The sequence below is a fragment of the uncultured Winogradskyella sp. genome (genome assembly GCF_937958655.1).
Taxonomy (GTDB): domain Bacteria; phylum Bacteroidota; class Bacteroidia; order Flavobacteriales; family Flavobacteriaceae; genus Winogradskyella.
In genome coordinates this window covers 32,007-48,410 of the sequence record NZ_CALGNH010000033.1, presented here as the reverse complement: position 1 = coordinate 48,410, position 16,404 = coordinate 32,007, and the positions used below count along the sequence as shown (strand labels likewise).

The window sequence follows — 16,404 nt, the reverse complement described above, 5'->3', positions numbered from 1 at the left end:
TTTAAAATTGAAAATAAATAAATTCTTGTTGTTCTCCTGTAAAGCTAAAGATGAGTATTACAATTATAAGGTAAAAGCACCACCTTATTGGTTTTTTCATAAAGTCAATTTTCTGTATGGCATGTTCTCCAGATCGTCCTAACCATTCAATTAAGATGAAGAAGAACACTAAGCCAAGAATAGAAGATGAGTATAACTCTGGGACAGAAAACAAATTAGAGTTAAATATGTCTTTAATATAATGGATTGCATGGCTAACATTATCTGCTCTAAAAAATATCCAAGCTAAAAGGGTAATGAAAAATGTTATTGCCATTTGAAATAGTTCTTTAAGAGAAGGAAGTAATTTGCCTTCTGCGACTAAATCTGTGTTAACTCTATTTTTTTTAAGTAAAAGAAGCGGTAGAAAATAAATAGCATTTAATGCTCCCCAGACCACAAAAGTCCAATTGGCACCATGCCAAAATCCACTAACGATAAATATGATGAACGTATTTCTTATTTTCATTTTAATACCGCCTCTGCTGCCGCCTAATGGGATATAAAGGTAGTCTCTAAACCATGTAGATAGTGATATGTGCCAGCGTCTCCAGAATTCGGCTATGTCTCTTGAGAAATAAGGGAATGCGAAATTACGTTTAAGATTAAAACCAAACAGCCTAGAAATACCAATGGCAATATCTGAGTATCCTGAAAAATCACCATAGATTTGAAAAGCAAAAAAGAAGGCACCAAGTAATAATGTACTACCAGAGTAATCTTCAGAATTATTAAAAATAAGATTTGCATATTTAGCACAATTATCTGCAATAACTACTTTTTTAAATAATCCCCAAAGTACTTGTCGTAACCCATCAACAGCATTGCTATATACAAAAGCTCTTGTTTTATGAAATTGCGGAAGAAGATTAGTAGCCCGTTCAATAGGTCCAGCAACAAGTTGTGGAAAAAAACTAACAAATGCCATAAATGCCATAAAATCTTTGGTTGGCTCCAATTTCTTATTGTACACATCTATAGTATAGCTTAGGGTTTGAAACGTATAAAAGCTAATACCGACAGGTAGAATAATGTTAAGTGTATTAATACTAAGCTGGCTACCAAAGAATGTAAAAGAATCCACAAGGCTATCTACAAAGAAGTTGTAGTATTTAAAAAACCCTAAAAACCCTAGATTAATACAGATGCTAATCCACAATAAAAATTTACGGTTACTTTGTTTGTGCTCTTGGCTGAGTTTTAACCCAATGGTATAATCTACTAAAGAGCTAAATAATATTAAGAATAAAAAGCGCCAATCCCACCAACCATAAAACACGTAACTAGAAACAGCGATAAGCAAGTTTTGTGCTTTAATACGCTTGCTGCCAATAATCCAATAGATCGCAAAAACAATTGGTAAGAAGACAAAAAATTCAAAAGAATTAAATAGCATAACTGATCAATTGTTAGTGTTATTAAGAGTTTTAATAATATCTACAAGTTGTAAACTTATTTTTTTAGCTCCTTTATAATTTACGTGATGATGATCTGAAAAATCATAATCACTGTATTGAAATTTTTCTATTTTATAATTATTTAAATCGTGGTAATAAACGTCTTCAAAATTTTTATAGTAGTTTTTATAAAATTGTTCTTCATCTCTATTAGCATTAAGTTTAAGACGCGTAGGCGGATATGGTGTTCTAATAGTAATTAGAGTCATGCCTTTTGCCTTAGTCAGCTGATATATTTTGTTGAAATAGAGGTTAAAACGTTCCTCGTTAAAAGGATTATTGTTAAAATTAGATATTGGTTTATAGGCTTTAATTTCTATATCTGTGACTACAACAGTATCTTTATAAAAGCCCTTGTACCATGTTTTTTGAGGTGGCTTTGGTTTTTTACCAGAAAACAATGCTCTTACATCTTGTTTAATGTAATTTTTAAATTTCATTAAGGGTACGAGATAATTGCTAATCCCAGAACTACCGTATCCTTTTGTAATTAAATTGAACTTGTTCTTTGAGGAATTAAAGAAAGATGCATTAGAAAATATTTGATAAAAATCATGATTGTTATCCGACAAATCTAAGTAGGTTTCTAATACAATATATTCAGGGTTTTGGTATTCTAAAATTTCAACTAAAGAATAATAAGATTCAGCTATATCTTGAGCTGAAGTTCCCATATTAAAGGATTTTAAGTTTAATTCTCGGTCTAGTATTTTTGGATTAAAACCGGTGTAAGACCTACTAGATCCAAGAACAATGAGATCATAAGCGTTTTTATTGGTATGAATACTATTCCATTTTAAATAATTTTTATGCGTCTTGTTTTTAACGGCTTGGTAGGCGGGATATTCGTATTTAAAAGCAATCGCTAAATTTATAAGTACAAAAATGCCAAAACCGAAAGCGATATGTTTTAAGAACTTTATCATGCCTCTAAGTGTCTTAAAATTAATTTTTTCCAACTAGATGTAACATGTGTATCTATAAACTTTTCTGTAGTATCCCTAGATTTTTTTGAAAAAGCCACATGTAATTCTTTCTTAAATACTAATTCACCTAATTTTTCTACAAATAGGTCTTGATCATTTACTGGTACTAAAAAACCATTTTGGCCGTCTTCAATTAATTCTGAAGGGCCATAATTACAATCTGTAGATAATGATGGTAACCCAAAGTGCATGGCTTCTAATAAGACATTAGGAAACCCTTCTGCTTTGGATGCAAAAGCAAAAATTTTCGCTTTGTTATAATAATCCTCAACATTCTTTACTTTAGGGATCAATGTTACTTTGTGAGAAAGGTTTCTGTCTTTCACAATAGTTTTTAGTTTAGATTCATTTGGGCCATCACCAAGCAATAGTAATTGCCAATCGTCTAATTGAAGATCTTCAAAGGCAGAAATGATCCTTTCTTGTCTTTTATCGTTATTGAATGTGCCAACAGATAATATAATATTTTCTCTATCCGTACTATAATCTTTTCTAAGTTTAGAAAGGTCTGTAGATATGGGATTAGGCAAAACAACCATTTCTTTGGTTTTAATTGTGTTAGCATATACTTGCTTTACCTTTTCGGTTTGTACAATTAAACAATCTGCTTTTGGATAAACTAACTTTCTTAAAATCAACCAAAATTTAGGTATATCGCCTTTAAGAGGGTCATTTCGCTCACTAATTAGACAAGGAATCTTGTTTAATTTTGCGGCTAGGGTTGCAATTACATTTGCTGACGTAATAAAACCAATCAAAAGATCAATGTTATGTTCTTTGGTTATTTTAGAAACTCTTTTAAGTAATTTATAGTTTAGTTTTAAAGACCCAATAGCCGATTTAGGAGCTTCTAGCGTTTTAAAACATGGTACTATATTAACGCTTTCATTTAATGGATAAAAAGGCTCTTCCTCAGTAAACGTTATAATGGTTACCTCAAAATCATTTATAAGTTGATTGCTAAGATTCGTTATAACCCGCTCTGCGCCACCAGGACTCATGGCACCAATAACAAAAGCAATTTTTTTCTTAGTGTCTTTCACTGAATTACGAATTTACTACAATTAAATTTTGAGGGAATTTATTTTTTAACTATTAACAAAAGCATATAGCATGATTATAGTATCACGCTATATTACTTAAGTATATTATAGTGAAAAGAATAGGGTCTTACTTACCTATTGATGAATATTCAAAACCAATTTTAGTCATTGTATCTTCATCTAAGATGTTTCTACCATCAAAAATAAATGCAGGTTTTTTCATTACGGCATGTATTTTCTTCCAATCGTAGGTTTTAAACTCGTCCCATTCAGTCATAATAGCAATGGCATGTGCGTCCTTAACAGCTTCATAAGGATCTTCAAAGCAGGATACTAATTTCGCATTCTCTTCTTCAGAGCGTGTTTGTAAATAATTTAAATCTGCCTGCACTCTTTGTTCAGAAACTTTAGGGTCGTAGACAGCTATATTTGCTTGTTCACTTAGTAAATGGTCAGCAACATATATTGCAGCAGATTCGCGTGTGTCATTGGTGTCTTTTTTAAATGCCCAACCTAACATTGCTATCTTCTTACCAGATACGGTATTATATAATGTACTTATTAAATTATCAGAGAATCTTCTTTTTTGGTGGTCATTTAAAATAATAACTTGTTCCCAATAATCAGCAACAGCAGTAAGTCCGTAGCTTCTTGCTATATATACTAAATTTAATATATCTTTTTGGAAACACGACCCACCAAAACCAATGGAGGCATTTAAAAATTTAGACCCAATCCTAGAGTCCATACCAATAGCTCTGGCTACTTCTCCAACATTAGCTTCCGTTTTTTCACATAACTCAGAGATCGCATTTATAGATGATATTCTTTGTGCTAAGAATGCATTAGCAGTTAATTTTGATAACTCTGAAGACCAAACATTAGTTCTTAATATCTGTTCTTGTGGTACCCAACTACCATATATATTCGCTAAACTTTCAATGGCATCTTCAGATTCACCACCAATTAATACACGATCTGGATTTAATAAATCTTGAATTGCAGTACCTTCTGCTAAAAATTCTGGATTTGATAATATACTAAAGTTTACGCCATTACCAGTATTATGAAGAATACTTTTAATAGCCTGAGCAGTTCTTACTGGTAGTGTAGACTTTTCAACCACTATTTTATCTGTTTTGGCAACTTCTGCAATATTTCTGGCACATAATTCTACGTACTTTAAATCGGCAGCCATGCCTTTACCTTTTCCATAAGTTTTGGTTGGAGTATTAACGGAAATGAAAATCATTTCAGATTCATTAATAGCCTTGTCAATTTCAGTAGAAAAGAAAAGATTTCGTCCTCTTGTTTCTTCTACGATTTCAGCAAGTCCAGGTTCATAAATTGGTAGTTTAGATACGTCTTTATCGTTCCAAGCAGCTATTCTTTCTGCATTGATATCGACAATGGTAACTTGGATATCAGGATTCATTTTAGCAATAACAGCCATAGTAGGACCGCCTACATATCCTGCACCAATACAACAAATTTTATTGATTTTCATAGTTTTAAGTTTATTATGACTTGGGTTAATAATTTTAAACGCCACAAATTTGTGGGAAATAATTTAGTTCTTAGAAATTTTTATATTAAATACATGTTTTGTCGATAAAATTCATTTAGATGGTATAACTAACAAAATCTATCGTTAAACATCATGTTTTTATTTGGTGTAATAGCCTTTAAACCAATTAATAAAAGATTTTACTCCTTCAGAAATTGGTGTGTTAGGTTTATAATCGTAATCTTTAATTAGTGCATCGACGTCTGCCCATGTTTTTTCTACATCACCAGGTTGTATTGGCATCATATTTTTTTCGGCAACTTTATCTAAATTATGCTCAATTTCTTTGATGAAATCTAATAATTTAACCGAATTATTATTACCTATATTATATACTTTGTATAATTCTTTATTATCAATTCTTGATTGTGCAGATTTTTCTATAATCCTAACAACTCCTTCAACAATATCATCTACATAGGTAAAGTCGCGCTCCATTTTACCATGATTAAAAACTTTAATTGGTCTATCATTAACTATAGCGTCAGTAAACAAAAACATGGCCATATCTGGTCTTCCCCACGGTCCATAGACTGTGAAGAATCGTAGTCCTGTTGTTGGGATATTAAATAAATGACTATATGTATGTGCCATTAATTCGTTGCTCTTTTTTGTAGCTGCATATAAGCTTATAGGGTGGTCTACATTATCATCTGTGCCAAATGGAATCTTTTTGTTTAATCCATAAACACTAGAGCTACTTGCATACACAAGGTGCTTAATAGCGTTGTGCCTACAACATTCTAAAATGTTGAGAAAACCTACTAAATTAGAGTCAACATAAGTTTCAGGATTTTCAAGGCTATACCTAACACCAGCCTGAGCCGCCAAGTTACAAACTACATCAAACTTTTCATCTTTAAAAAGTTTTGGTAGCGCTTCGCGATCTTCTAAGTTCATTCTTACAAAAGTGAAATTTTCACTAGATCCTTTACATTTTGAATTAAAGGTCTCTGCATCCTCGCGATTAACACCAAGTTCTGCAAGTCTGTCAAATTTTAAATTGACATCATAATAGTCATTTATGTTGTCTAATCCTATTACTTCATGGCCGTTTTGTAATAATACTTTTGCTGTGAAAAATCCTATAAACCCAGCAGCTCCGGTAACTAATACTTTCATAGTAAGCTTTCATTTTTGTTAAGAATCCAAAGATGAAAATTTAGATCGAAAATAACTAAAATTTAGGCAAGTAATTTAGCGAGACGTATCAGTTAGAAGACTTAATACTTTGAAGGATAGCAATAGAATCGCAATTTTTTACAACTACCTCTATGGCTTTGTCTTTGTAAGTGTTGTCTATATGGTATACGTTGCAAGAGTCTAATTTGGTATTACTCTTTTTAAAATCAACAGTTCCGTAGCGTATAATATTTTTTATAGTTGCGGAATCTAAACCAATACGCTTCGCAGATTTTTCTGAAACAAGTGTTAATTGTATTTTTTTACTGGTAATGTTTTTTGTGGTTCTGGCATTTGGGCCATAATCACATGAGGCGTCTTTACCATTTAAAAAGAACATTAAAATAATAAGTCCTATGGCAAATCCGCTTAAATAATATGCTAATCGTTGGGTAAACTTCATGATAATTCTCGTTTAAAAGAGAAACTTTTAAATTAACGTTGTTTAAATTGAAAAATATTTGAACCTTTTAACAAGTATTTCTATTTAGACGTTCACCTAAAATATAAGCAAATTGGCATCGTTATAATCTAAACCAAACCATTCTGCAACAGATCTATTTGTTAAAATTCCGTGGTAAAAATATAATCCATTTTTTAAACCTTTATCAAAGCGAAGTGCATTTTCTATTCCGCCATGCTCACCAATTTCTAAAAGGTAGGGTGTAAATATATTACTAATAGATACGGATGCGGATCTCGAATATCTTGCAGGTATATTAGGGACGCAATAATGCGTAACACCATTATGCTCAAAAGTAGGATGATCGTGTGTGGTGACTTCGCTGGTTTCAAAGCAGCCTCCCATATCTATACTGACATCTATAATAACTGAACCAGGCTTCATGTGTTCTACCATAGTTTCAGAAACCACAACAGGTGCACGGTTATTACCTCGTACTGCACCAATGGCAACATCGCAGCGTTTTAGTGCCTTTAATAGGTTTTTTGGCTGCATGGTGGATGTGTAAATAGTTCTCCCTAGATTATTTTGAATACAGCGCAGCTTTGTAATAGAGCTATCGAATACTTTTACATTAGCACCTAAGCCCATAGCGGAACGTGCCGCAAATTCGCCAACCGTACCTGCACCCAGAATTAATACTTCTGTAGGTGGCACACCATTAATGTTTCCCATCATTAAGCCGTTACCGCCATTAACATTAGATAATAACTCGGATGCTATAAGTATAGAGGCCGTACCTGCAATTTCACTTAAAGAGCGTACTGCAGGGTATGCGCCATCTTCATCTTTTATATATTCAAAAGCTAAGGCAGTGATGCGCTTTTTTGCTAAGGCTTCAAAATAGGCTTTACTCTGCGTTTTTATTTGTAGTGCAGATATAAGTATGGTTTGCGGATTAATATGTTCAATTTCCTCTAAAGATGGAGGTTCAACTTTTAAAATCATAGGGCAGGAGTAGACCTTAGCGGTATCTTTTGTTACTTCTGCGCCAGCATCACTATAATCCTTGTCTTTAAAATTAGCGCCTTCACCTGCACCAGATTCTAGCAATATTCTATGGCCATTGGCAGCTAAAGCAGAAACGGCATCTGGAGTTAAACAAACCCTTTTTTCTTGAAAATGGGTCTCCTTTGGTATCCCTATAAAAAGGTCGCCTTTTTGTTTAAAAATTTCTAGCGTTTCTTCCTGAGGTAAGAGTTGGGCTTTGGTAAATGGTGATAAGGATTTACTCATTTAGTCAGTTAATTGAAATAGTTATTGCAAGATAGTAAAACACTTTTAGAATTATACTAAACTGTAACTAACCTTAATTGCCTAAACTGTGTAAATTAATAAATTATAGAGCTAAAAATACTGCTTCACCTTTCCCCAAATAGTCTTAGGCTTAATCATAAATTCTTTTTCTAGCTCTTCTAGGGTTTTATCTGCATCATTAATTTTGTTGAAAGCCTTGGTTCTAATCAAATATATAGATGGTATTATTATAGCCATAACAGGAAGAAGATATAAAACTTGATTTTCATCCATAAAATATAAATCACTATTTAAGGTAAGCATAATTTGATAAATATACATGCTAATAGGGACTAAAAGCGCATGATACCACCAATGTCGATTGGTAAAGAACCAAATAAACATTAAAAAAAGTGGGACTAGTTTATTCAATAAAGTCCATACGACGGTACTAGCGTCACCATAATACTTACTGTCGTATGTAAATACAAAAGTGTCCCAGATTTTAACCTCTGGGACATATTTATAAATATCAAAAAGGAAAGGCGTAATAGCTATCAAAAGTGCTACTGCGCTACCAATTACAAATTCAATTTTTGATTTGTCTTGGTCTTTTGACTTTATTTTTGTCGATTTCTGTTGTAGTCTGTCCATCTAAGTCAATAATGTTAGTAGCCTGAGCAGTAAACAACATTCCACCGAAGATAGCAATAGCCATCACTAATTTTTTAGCTTTCATAATTTAAGGGATTTAATTAATTAATAAGTCAAAGTTAACACGTAATGTCATTCGACTCACACTCCTTAAATGTTAAAATTTAGGAAAACAGAAAAATAAATTTACGGTTTTCCCGTAATTGCACTTCTCTTTGGTTTTATGTGTTTGAAATTTTTGTCTAAAATTTCGGTTCTGCCATAGCATTATAATTGGTTAAATATTGTTTATTTATGTTTAATTTGAGGGTTCTTGTTTTATCATCAACAACAGCGATATCAATGGTCTGGTACTCTTCTGGTAATAGGGCTTCAACACGCTCAGCCCATTCCATAAAAATCCAACACTCACTGTTAAAATAATCTTCTATTCCAAAATTATAAGCTTCCTCTATGCTGTTAATTCTATAAAAATCAAAGTGGTATGCTTTGTCATTTGGTATGGAGTATTCATTCACAATTGAAAACGTTGGGCTTGTAACTCTATCCTCTGTTTTTAGTACTTTAAGTAGAGCTTTAATCAGGGCTGTTTTACCAACTCCCATTGCACCATTAAACCTCACAATTTTAGAATATAAATGATCTAAAATAGTTTTGGCGACAGTATCTATCTCATCTAGTGTATATGTAAGCTCTAATGTACTCAATTGTTACTCTTAAAAATTGAAGACAATATTAGGCATAAATTTTCAATAATCCTAGTTAAAAATGCATTTCATCGGATTTTTATGCTTTTAACAGATGATTAATGCTCAAAAATCTAAACATCTTCTATATAGAATTGTCACACTTAGCTTGTCGAAGTGTTGTTTCAGGATTTTATGAATTCTACTGATTTTGAAATTATAATAAGATGCTGAAACAAGTTCAGCATGACAGCAAATTTTGCTGTCACTTCGGATCTAAAACTATAAATGGAATAATCATTTCTTCTAAAGACACACCTCCGTGCTGGTAGGTGTTACGATAATAGCTTACATAATGATTAAAGTTGTTAGGGTAGGCTAAAAATAGATCGCCTTTAGCAAAAATAAAAGAGCTGCTCATACTTAGCGCAGGTAAATGCACAGATTTAGGATTTTTAACAGCAAGTACATCTTTGTCCTGGTACGTTAGGCTACGCCCAGTTTTATATCTCAAATTTAAACTTGTGTCTCTGTCTCCAATAACCTTAGAGGGTGCTTTTACATTAATGGTACCATGGTCTGTGGTTAATATCAGTTTAAATCCAAGTTGCTGAGATAGTTGAATCATTTCTAATAATGGCGAATTCTTAAACCAACTTTGTGTTAGAGATCTATATGCCTTATCATTAGAGGCTAGCTCTTTTACAACTTCCATTTCTGTTTTGGAGTGGGACAGCATGTCCACAAAATTATACACAACAACATTTAAGTCATTGTTTTTTAAGCTTTTAAAATTTTCTACCAGCTTTTTTCCAGATTTAAGATTAGTGATTTTATGATACTCATGTTTAATATGGTTTAAGCCAAGACGCTTTAATTGTTCTCGCAAAAAATCATCTTCATGCAAATTTTTTCCGCCTTCATCGGTGTCATTCTTCCAATATTTTGGATATAATTTTTCCATATCAGCAGGCATTAACCCAGAAAAAATTGCATTACGAGCGTATTGAGTGGCTGTAGGTAAAATACTGTAAAACGATAGTTCTGATGCTTTCTTATAATAATTATTAACGATAGGTTCAAAGGCTCTCCATTGGTCGTAGCGTAAATTGTCTATAACAATCAAAAGTGTAGGTTGTTTATCACTTAATTCTGGTACAATTTTGTCCTTAAAAAGTGTATGCGACATTATTGGAGCATCTACATTTGGTTGAAACCAATTTTCATAATTTTTTTCTATAAATTTTCCAAACTGAAGATTAGCTTCTGTTTTTTGAGATTCTAAAATATCGGTCATGCCAACATCTTCAATGTCTTCTAGTTGTAATTCCCAATATATAAGCTTTTGATACAAATCTGCCCATTCTTCATAAGAGTTAACCATAGATAAATCCATAGCAATCTTCCTAAATTCTTGCTGGTAATTAGATGTTGTTTTTTCAGAAACTAAGCGCGAGTGGTCCAAGTTTTTCTTTAAACTCAGTAAGATTTGATTTGGGTTTACAGGCTTAATTAAATAATCTGCAATCTTACTACCAATAGCTTCTTCCATGATGTATTCTTCTTCACTTTTGGTAATCATAACTACAGGAAGGTTGGCGCGCCGTTCCTTTATTTCGTTTAAAGTTTCTAGACCAGTAAGACCAGGCATGTTTTCGTCTAAAAAAACGATATCAAAATTAGTATCATCAATAATCTCAAGAGCTTCGGTGCCGCTTTGGCATGTTGTTATTGTATATTGTTTTTTTTCTAAAAAAAGAATATGAGGCTTTAATAAATCAATTTCATCGTCAACCCAGAGAATATTAATGGTGTTCATGTATATTTGTTTTCTAATTAATGAATTTTAGTTTGAAGTCTAACAATAAACTCAAAATATTTAACGATCCAATTTACGGATTTATTACGATTCCTAATTCGTTAATTTTTGATCTCATTCAGCACAAATACTTTCAGCGTTTACGACGTATAAGTCAAATGGGCTTATCGTATTTAGTATATCCTGGTGCGCATCATACACGCTTTCATCATGCTTTAGGAAGCATGCATTTAATGCAAAAAGCGATCAATGTACTTCGTTTTAAAGGTGTTACGATTTCTAATGACGAAGAAAACGGATTGCTTATTTCTATTCTTTTACACGATATAGGTCATGGTCCTTTTTCTCATGCCATGGAGCATAGCATAGTAAATGATATTTCTCACGAAGATATTTCATTGCGTTTTATGGAGAATCTTAATGCCGAGTTTAACGGAAGTTTAACGTTAGCTATAGCTATATTTAAGGGAGAATATTCTCGAAAATTTATGTGCCAGCTCATATCTAGTCAATTAGATATGGACCGAGCAGATTATTTAAAGCGCGATAGTTTTTACACAGGAGTTGCTGAGGGTAATATTAATAGTGAACGTTTAATAACCATGCTTAACGTAGTTAACGATGAGTTAGTTGTTGAAGAAAAAGGTATTTATAGTGTCGAAAAATTTTTGGTGGCCAGACGCTTTATGTATTGGCAAGTTTATTTGCATAAAACAGGGTTAGTAGCAGAGCAGCTATTAACACGAATTTTAAAAAGAGCAAAAGTACTTACTGAAAAAGGCGTTAAGCTCAGCTGTACCCCACCTTTAGCTTATTTTTTAAATTCTGAAATTAATAGTGCTAATTTTATATCTGAAACGCTAGAAGTATTTGCCAAACTAGATGATTATGACATCGTTGCTGCAATGAAGGAATGGCAATTTCATGATGATTTTGTATTAAAAAATCTCTGTACAATGATTATTAATAGAGATCTTCTAAAGATTAAAATTAAAAATAAACCAATTAAAACGTCTGAGCTTATTATGCATTCTAACGCACTAATGGATGCTTATAATATTTCTAAAGCTGAAGCGGATTATTTTGTATTTACAGATGAAATTACCAATATTGCTTATCAAAATAAAATACATCGGATAAAGATTCTATTAAAATCTGGTAAAATTAAGGATATCGTTAAAGTTTCGGATCAGTTAAATCTAAAAGCCTTAAGTAAACCTGTTACTAAATATTATATGTGTTATCCTAAAAAGAAAATGTGATTATTTTTTCTATTTTTGCGGAAACCACCAACTTTAAAACGACATAATTGAAGCAGTCTCACATAAAATATATAATCTGTAAAAGTCTATTGTTAAGAACATTCAGTGTCTGCATAACTTTTGGTCAATGTATAATTAAAACCAATAAGTAAAACTCATGAAATTTACAGCACAACAGATTGCAGGTATTTTAGAAGGTAGTATTGTTGGTGATCCAAATACAGAAGTATCTAAACTGGCTAAAATAGAAGAAGGCACTAAAGGTTCACTAACTTTTTTAGCCAACCCTAAATACAAGGCTTATATCTATACTACAAAAGCATCAATCACCATAGTTAATTCTGATTTTGAACCAGAGGAAGATTTAACTACTACCTTAATTAAGGTTAATAATGCTTATAGTGCCTTTACGAAACTATTAGAATATTATAATCAAATAAAGCTTAATAAAACCGGTGTAGAGCAACCTCATTTTATATCAGATTCTGCTAAACTTGGCAATAATATATATATAGGTGCATTTGCATATATAGGTGATAATGTAACAATAGGAGATAATGTAAAGATTTTTCCAAACTCATATATTGGAGATAATGTAAGCATTGGTGATAATAGTATTGTGTTTTCAGGAGGTAAAGTATATTCAGACTGTATTATTGGGCATAATTGTGTTATAAACTCTGGAGCAATAATCGGTGCTGATGGATTTGGGTTTGCACCCAATGAAAAAGGTGAATATGCTAAGGTACCTCAAATCGGAAATGTAATTTTAGAAGATTTTGTAGACATTGGTGCTGGTACTACCATAGATAGAGCAACGCTAGGATCTACAATCATAAGAAGAGGTGTAAAGCTCGATAACCAAATACAGATTGCACACAATGTGGAAATTGGGAAAAACACAGTAATAGCAGCACAAACAGGTATTGCTGGATCAACTAAGATTGGTGAAAATTGCCAAATTGGTGGACAAGTTGGTGTAGCTGGTCACTTAACAATTGGGAATAACGTTAAAGTACAAGCACAATCTGGTATTGGCAGACACGTTAAGGATAATGAAGTATTACAAGGCTCACCAGCCTTAACTTACGGAGATTACAATAAGTCTTATGTGTACTTTAAAAATCTGCCGAAGATTGTTAAAAATATAAATGAAATAGAAAAGAAAGTAAATGGCAATAGTTAAGACAGAAATAAAACAAAAGACCATTGAAAAAGAGGTAACATTAAAAGGTGTTGGTCTACATACTGGTGCTGATGTTGCATTAGTATTTAAACCTGGTGCTGAAAATTCCGGCTTTTTATTTGAACGTATCGATTTAGAAGGAAGTCCAAAAATCGAAGCAGATGCCAATTATGTTACCAATACGCAACGCGGTACATGCTTGGAGAGAAATGGTGTTACCATTCAAACTTGCGAACATGTTTTGGCGGCATTAATTGGTCTAGATATTGACAATGCTATAATAGAACTAAACGCTTCAGAACCACCAATTATGGATGGATCTTCAAAGTTTTTTGTAGAAGCTATAGAAAAAGCAGGTATTGTAGAGCAAGATGCTGTTAGGGAAGAGTATGTGGTAAAAGATGTAGTGTCTTATACAGATGAATCAACAGGAAGCGAAATCATTTTGATGCCGTCTAACAGTTATAAGGTGACTACAATGGTCGATTTTGGAACCAAAGTACTTGGTACACAAAATGCAACTATGAATTCAGTTTCAGAATTTAAATCCGAAATTGCAGATGCCAGAACATTTAGTTTTTTGCATGAAATTGAGATGCTTCTTGAAAATGGTTTAATAAAAGGTGGAGACCTTAACAATGCCATAGTCTATGTAGATAAAGAATTGTCTTCAGAAACTATGGAAAAGCTAAGAGTAGCTTTTAATAAAGAGAGTATCGCTGTAAAACCTAATGGCATATTAGATAACTTAACCTTGCATCATCCCAATGAAGCTGCACGTCATAAACTATTAGATGTAGTGGGTGATTTGGCATTAATAGGCACACGTATTAGAGGTAAAGTTATTGCTAATAAACCAGGGCATTTTGTAAATACGCAGTTTGCAAAAAAAATGTCTAAGATTATTAAGAACGAAAGACGTAATAATGTACCACAAATAGATTTGAACGCTACACCGCTAATGGATGTTAATCAAATCATGAATATGCTGCCACACAGACAGCCATTTTTGTTATTAGATAAAGTTTATGAGCTTTCAGACAGTCATGTCATAGGTATGAAAAACGTTACCATGAACGAAGAATTCTTTAAAGGACATTTCCCAGGGCAACCAGTAATGCCTGGTGTTTTAATAGTTGAGGCTATGGCGCAAACAGGCGGAATCCTTGTGCTAAGCACAGTGCCAGATCCCGAAAATTACCTCACATTCTTCATGAAAATGGATAACGTAAAATTTAAACAAAAAGTAATGCCTGGCGATACCTTAATATTTAAGTGTTCATTAATAACGCCAATAAGACGTGGTATTTGTCATATGCAAGGTTATGCTTATGCAAATGGAAAATTATGTGCAGAAGCCGAACTTATGGCGCAAATTTCAAAAGTTAAATAAAGTATGAACCAACCCTTAGCTTACGTACACCCAGGTGCAAAGATTGCAAAGAATGTTGTTATAGAGCCTTTTACAACAATACATAATAATGTAAAGATTGGAGAAGGTACATGGATAGGAAGTAACGTTACCATTATGGAAGGTGCTCGCATCGGTAAGAACTGTAATATTTTTCCTGGCGCTGTTATTTCTGCTATTCCTCAAGATTTAAAGTATAACGATGAAGATACTACAGTAGAAATAGGAAACAATGTAACCATTAGAGAATGTGTTACCATTAATAGAGGTACCACAGATAAGATGAAGACCGTTATAGGTGAACATTGCTTAATAATGGCATACAGTCATATTGCTCACGATTGTCTTGTTGGAGATTATTGCATTTTCTCTAATAATACAACCTTAGCAGGCCATGTTACGATAGGCGATAATGTGGTATTGGCTGGTATGGTTGCCGTGCATCAGTTTGCATCTGTAGGTAATCATGCTTTTGTTACTGGTGGCTCATTAGTAAGAAAAGACGTTCCGCCTTATGTAAAAGCGGCAAGAGAGCCTTTATCTTATGTTGGTATAAATTCCGTAGGCTTAAGGCGTAGAGGTTACACTACCGAAAAAATAAGAGAGATACAAAACATCTACCGCATATTATATCAAAAAAATTATAATAATACCCAAGCTGCTGAAATCATAGAAGCAGAAATGGAAGCAACACCAGAGCGCGATGAAATTCTTCAATTTATTAAGAATTCGCATCGTGGAATCATGAAAGGGTATTTTAAATCAAATTAATCTTTACTTACGAGGAATCTTAAGAAGTAACTAAATACAAGAACAAACAACACTATGGCAAGTACATCAGATATTAGAAACGGATTATGCATAAGATATAATCATGATATATTTAAAATTATCGAATTTTTACACGTAAAACCAGGTAAAGGTCCTGCATTTGTAAGAACCAAACTAAAGAGTGTTACAACAGGTAAAGTCATAGATAACACATTTTCTGCAGGTCATAAAATTGAAGAGGTACGTGTAGAAACCCATAAGTTTCAATATCTATATAATGATGGTGACACCTATCATTTTATGAACACTTCAGATTATTCTCAAATTCAATTACAAAAATCTGTTTTAGATGCGCCAGATTTAATGAAAGAGGGAGAAGTTGTAACGGTATTAATTAACACAGAAGATGATTCGCCTTTATCTGTAGATATGCCAGCAAGTGTTATTTTAGAAGTAACTCACACTGAGCCTGGAGTAAAAGGCAATACGGCTACAAACGCCACAAAACCTGCTACTGTAGAGACTGGTGCAACGGTAAACGTCCCTTTATTTATTAATGAAGGTGATAAAATTAAAATTGAAACAGATAAAGGGACATACAAAGAACGTATTAAAGAATAAATAATCCTCAGTTGCAATTTT

General features: G+C 32.8%; 15 protein-coding genes. 5 read left to right on the top strand and 10 right to left on the bottom strand.

Annotated elements, in window-relative coordinates:
• Position 1 precedes the first annotated feature (1 nt).
• The 10 genes from Q0800_RS07580 to Q0800_RS07535 all read right to left on the bottom strand — a co-directional run bounded on the left by Q0800_RS07580 (position 2) and on the right by Q0800_RS07535 (position 11,132).
• The gene (locus Q0800_RS07580) at positions 2-1,435 is read right to left on the bottom strand and encodes an MBOAT family O-acyltransferase (protein ID WP_299128696.1); all 1,434 of its coding nucleotides are present in this window, start codon (positions 1,433-1,435) and stop codon (positions 2-4) included.
• Between the two features lie 6 nt (positions 1,436-1,441).
• Positions 1,442-2,422 carry a hypothetical protein gene (locus Q0800_RS07575; RefSeq protein ID WP_299128695.1) on the bottom strand — a complete coding sequence of 327 codons (981 nt, stop codon included), beginning with the start codon at positions 2,420-2,422 and terminating at the stop codon, positions 1,442-1,444.
• Positions 2,419-3,525 carry a glycosyltransferase gene (locus Q0800_RS07570; RefSeq protein ID WP_299128694.1) on the bottom strand — a complete coding sequence of 369 codons (1,107 nt, stop codon included), beginning with the start codon at positions 3,523-3,525 and terminating at the stop codon, positions 2,419-2,421. Before Q0800_RS07570 ends, Q0800_RS07575 begins: the two co-directional genes overlap by 4 nt.
• Positions 3,526-3,652: 127 nt before the next feature.
• Complete coding sequence (locus Q0800_RS07565) at positions 3,653-5,032, bottom strand: nucleotide sugar dehydrogenase (RefSeq protein WP_299128693.1); 1,380 nt, start codon at positions 5,030-5,032, stop codon at positions 3,653-3,655.
• 159 nt (positions 5,033-5,191) lie between these two features.
• Positions 5,192-6,214, bottom strand: a complete 1,023-nt coding sequence (locus Q0800_RS07560) for an NAD-dependent epimerase (protein WP_299128692.1) — start codon at positions 6,212-6,214, stop codon at positions 5,192-5,194.
• 88 nt (positions 6,215-6,302) lie between these two features.
• Positions 6,303-6,677 carry a hypothetical protein gene (locus Q0800_RS07555; RefSeq protein ID WP_299128691.1) on the bottom strand — a complete coding sequence of 125 codons (375 nt, stop codon included), beginning with the start codon at positions 6,675-6,677 and terminating at the stop codon, positions 6,303-6,305.
• A gap of 96 nt (positions 6,678-6,773) precedes the next feature.
• Entirely contained in the window at positions 6,774-7,973 is a 1,200-nt protein-coding gene (locus Q0800_RS07550) for an alanine dehydrogenase (RefSeq protein WP_299128690.1), read from the bottom strand.
• Between the two features lie 111 nt (positions 7,974-8,084).
• Positions 8,085-8,627 carry a hypothetical protein gene (locus tag Q0800_RS07545; protein WP_299128689.1) on the bottom strand — a complete coding sequence of 181 codons (543 nt, stop codon included), beginning with the start codon at positions 8,625-8,627 and terminating at the stop codon, positions 8,085-8,087.
• A gap of 242 nt (positions 8,628-8,869) precedes the next feature.
• A complete protein-coding gene (gene tsaE, locus Q0800_RS07540; RefSeq protein ID WP_299128688.1) occupies positions 8,870-9,334 on the bottom strand; it encodes a tRNA (adenosine(37)-N6)-threonylcarbamoyltransferase complex ATPase subunit type 1 TsaE in 465 nt (154 codons plus the stop codon).
• Positions 9,335-9,578: 244 nt separating this feature from the next.
• Entirely contained in the window at positions 9,579-11,132 is a 1,554-nt protein-coding gene (locus Q0800_RS07535; protein WP_299128687.1) for a bifunctional response regulator/alkaline phosphatase family protein, read from the bottom strand.
• Between the two features lie 20 nt (positions 11,133-11,152).
• Between Q0800_RS07535 and Q0800_RS07530 the strand changes: the two genes are divergently transcribed.
• The 5 genes from Q0800_RS07530 (at position 11,153) to efp (ending at position 16,383) form a co-directional block, all read left to right on the top strand.
• Positions 11,153-12,394 (top strand): HD domain-containing protein, encoded by a 1,242-nt coding sequence (locus Q0800_RS07530; protein WP_299128686.1) that lies wholly within the window; start codon positions 11,153-11,155, stop codon positions 12,392-12,394.
• Positions 12,395-12,551: 157 nt separating this feature from the next.
• The gene (gene lpxD / locus Q0800_RS07525) at positions 12,552-13,580 is read left to right on the top strand and encodes a UDP-3-O-(3-hydroxymyristoyl)glucosamine N-acyltransferase (RefSeq protein ID WP_299128685.1); all 1,029 of its coding nucleotides are present in this window, start codon (positions 12,552-12,554) and stop codon (positions 13,578-13,580) included.
• Complete coding sequence (locus Q0800_RS07520; RefSeq protein ID WP_299128684.1) at positions 13,567-14,973, top strand: bifunctional UDP-3-O-[3-hydroxymyristoyl] N-acetylglucosamine deacetylase/3-hydroxyacyl-ACP dehydratase; 1,407 nt, start codon at positions 13,567-13,569, stop codon at positions 14,971-14,973. Before lpxD ends, Q0800_RS07520 begins: the two co-directional genes overlap by 14 nt.
• Positions 14,974-14,976: 3 nt before the next feature.
• On the top strand, positions 14,977-15,762 hold the full coding sequence (gene lpxA / locus Q0800_RS07515) for an acyl-ACP--UDP-N-acetylglucosamine O-acyltransferase (protein ID WP_299128683.1): 786 nt from the start codon (positions 14,977-14,979) through the stop codon (positions 15,760-15,762).
• A gap of 54 nt (positions 15,763-15,816) precedes the next feature.
• The gene (gene efp, locus Q0800_RS07510) at positions 15,817-16,383 is read left to right on the top strand and encodes an elongation factor P (RefSeq protein ID WP_299128682.1); all 567 of its coding nucleotides are present in this window, start codon (positions 15,817-15,819) and stop codon (positions 16,381-16,383) included.
• The last annotated feature ends 21 nt before the right edge of the window (positions 16,384-16,404 follow it).

What these genes read in the sequence shown, in the direction of transcription:
- lpxD (WP_299128685.1), top strand. Translation starts at nt 12,552, where the DNA reads ATGAAATTTACAGCACAACAGATTGCAGGTATTTTAGAAGGTAGTATT.
- Q0800_RS07565 (WP_299128693.1), bottom strand. Translation starts at nt 5,032, where the DNA reads ATGAAAATCAATAAAATTTGTTGTATTGGTGCAGGATATGTAGGCGGT.
- efp (WP_299128682.1), top strand. Translation starts at nt 15,817, where the DNA reads ATGGCAAGTACATCAGATATTAGAAACGGATTATGCATAAGATATAAT.
- Q0800_RS07555 (WP_299128691.1), bottom strand. Translation starts at nt 6,677, where the DNA reads ATGAAGTTTACCCAACGATTAGCATATTATTTAAGCGGATTTGCCATA.
- Q0800_RS07580 (WP_299128696.1), bottom strand. Translation starts at nt 1,435, where the DNA reads ATGCTATTTAATTCTTTTGAATTTTTTGTCTTCTTACCAATTGTTTTT.
- Q0800_RS07530 (WP_299128686.1), top strand. Translation starts at nt 11,153, where the DNA reads ATGAATTTTAGTTTGAAGTCTAACAATAAACTCAAAATATTTAACGAT.
- Q0800_RS07535 (WP_299128687.1), bottom strand. Translation starts at nt 11,132, where the DNA reads ATGAACACCATTAATATTCTCTGGGTTGACGATGAAATTGATTTATTA.
- lpxA (WP_299128683.1), top strand. Translation starts at nt 14,977, where the DNA reads ATGAACCAACCCTTAGCTTACGTACACCCAGGTGCAAAGATTGCAAAG.
- Q0800_RS07575 (WP_299128695.1), bottom strand. Translation starts at nt 2,422, where the DNA reads ATGATAAAGTTCTTAAAACATATCGCTTTCGGTTTTGGCATTTTTGTA.
- Q0800_RS07550 (WP_299128690.1), bottom strand. Translation starts at nt 7,973, where the DNA reads ATGAGTAAATCCTTATCACCATTTACCAAAGCCCAACTCTTACCTCAG.
- Q0800_RS07560 (WP_299128692.1), bottom strand. Translation starts at nt 6,214, where the DNA reads ATGAAAGTATTAGTTACCGGAGCTGCTGGGTTTATAGGATTTTTCACA.
- Q0800_RS07545 (WP_299128689.1), bottom strand. Translation starts at nt 8,627, where the DNA reads ATGGACAGACTACAACAGAAATCGACAAAAATAAAGTCAAAAGACCAA.
- Q0800_RS07520 (WP_299128684.1), top strand. Translation starts at nt 13,567, where the DNA reads ATGGCAATAGTTAAGACAGAAATAAAACAAAAGACCATTGAAAAAGAG.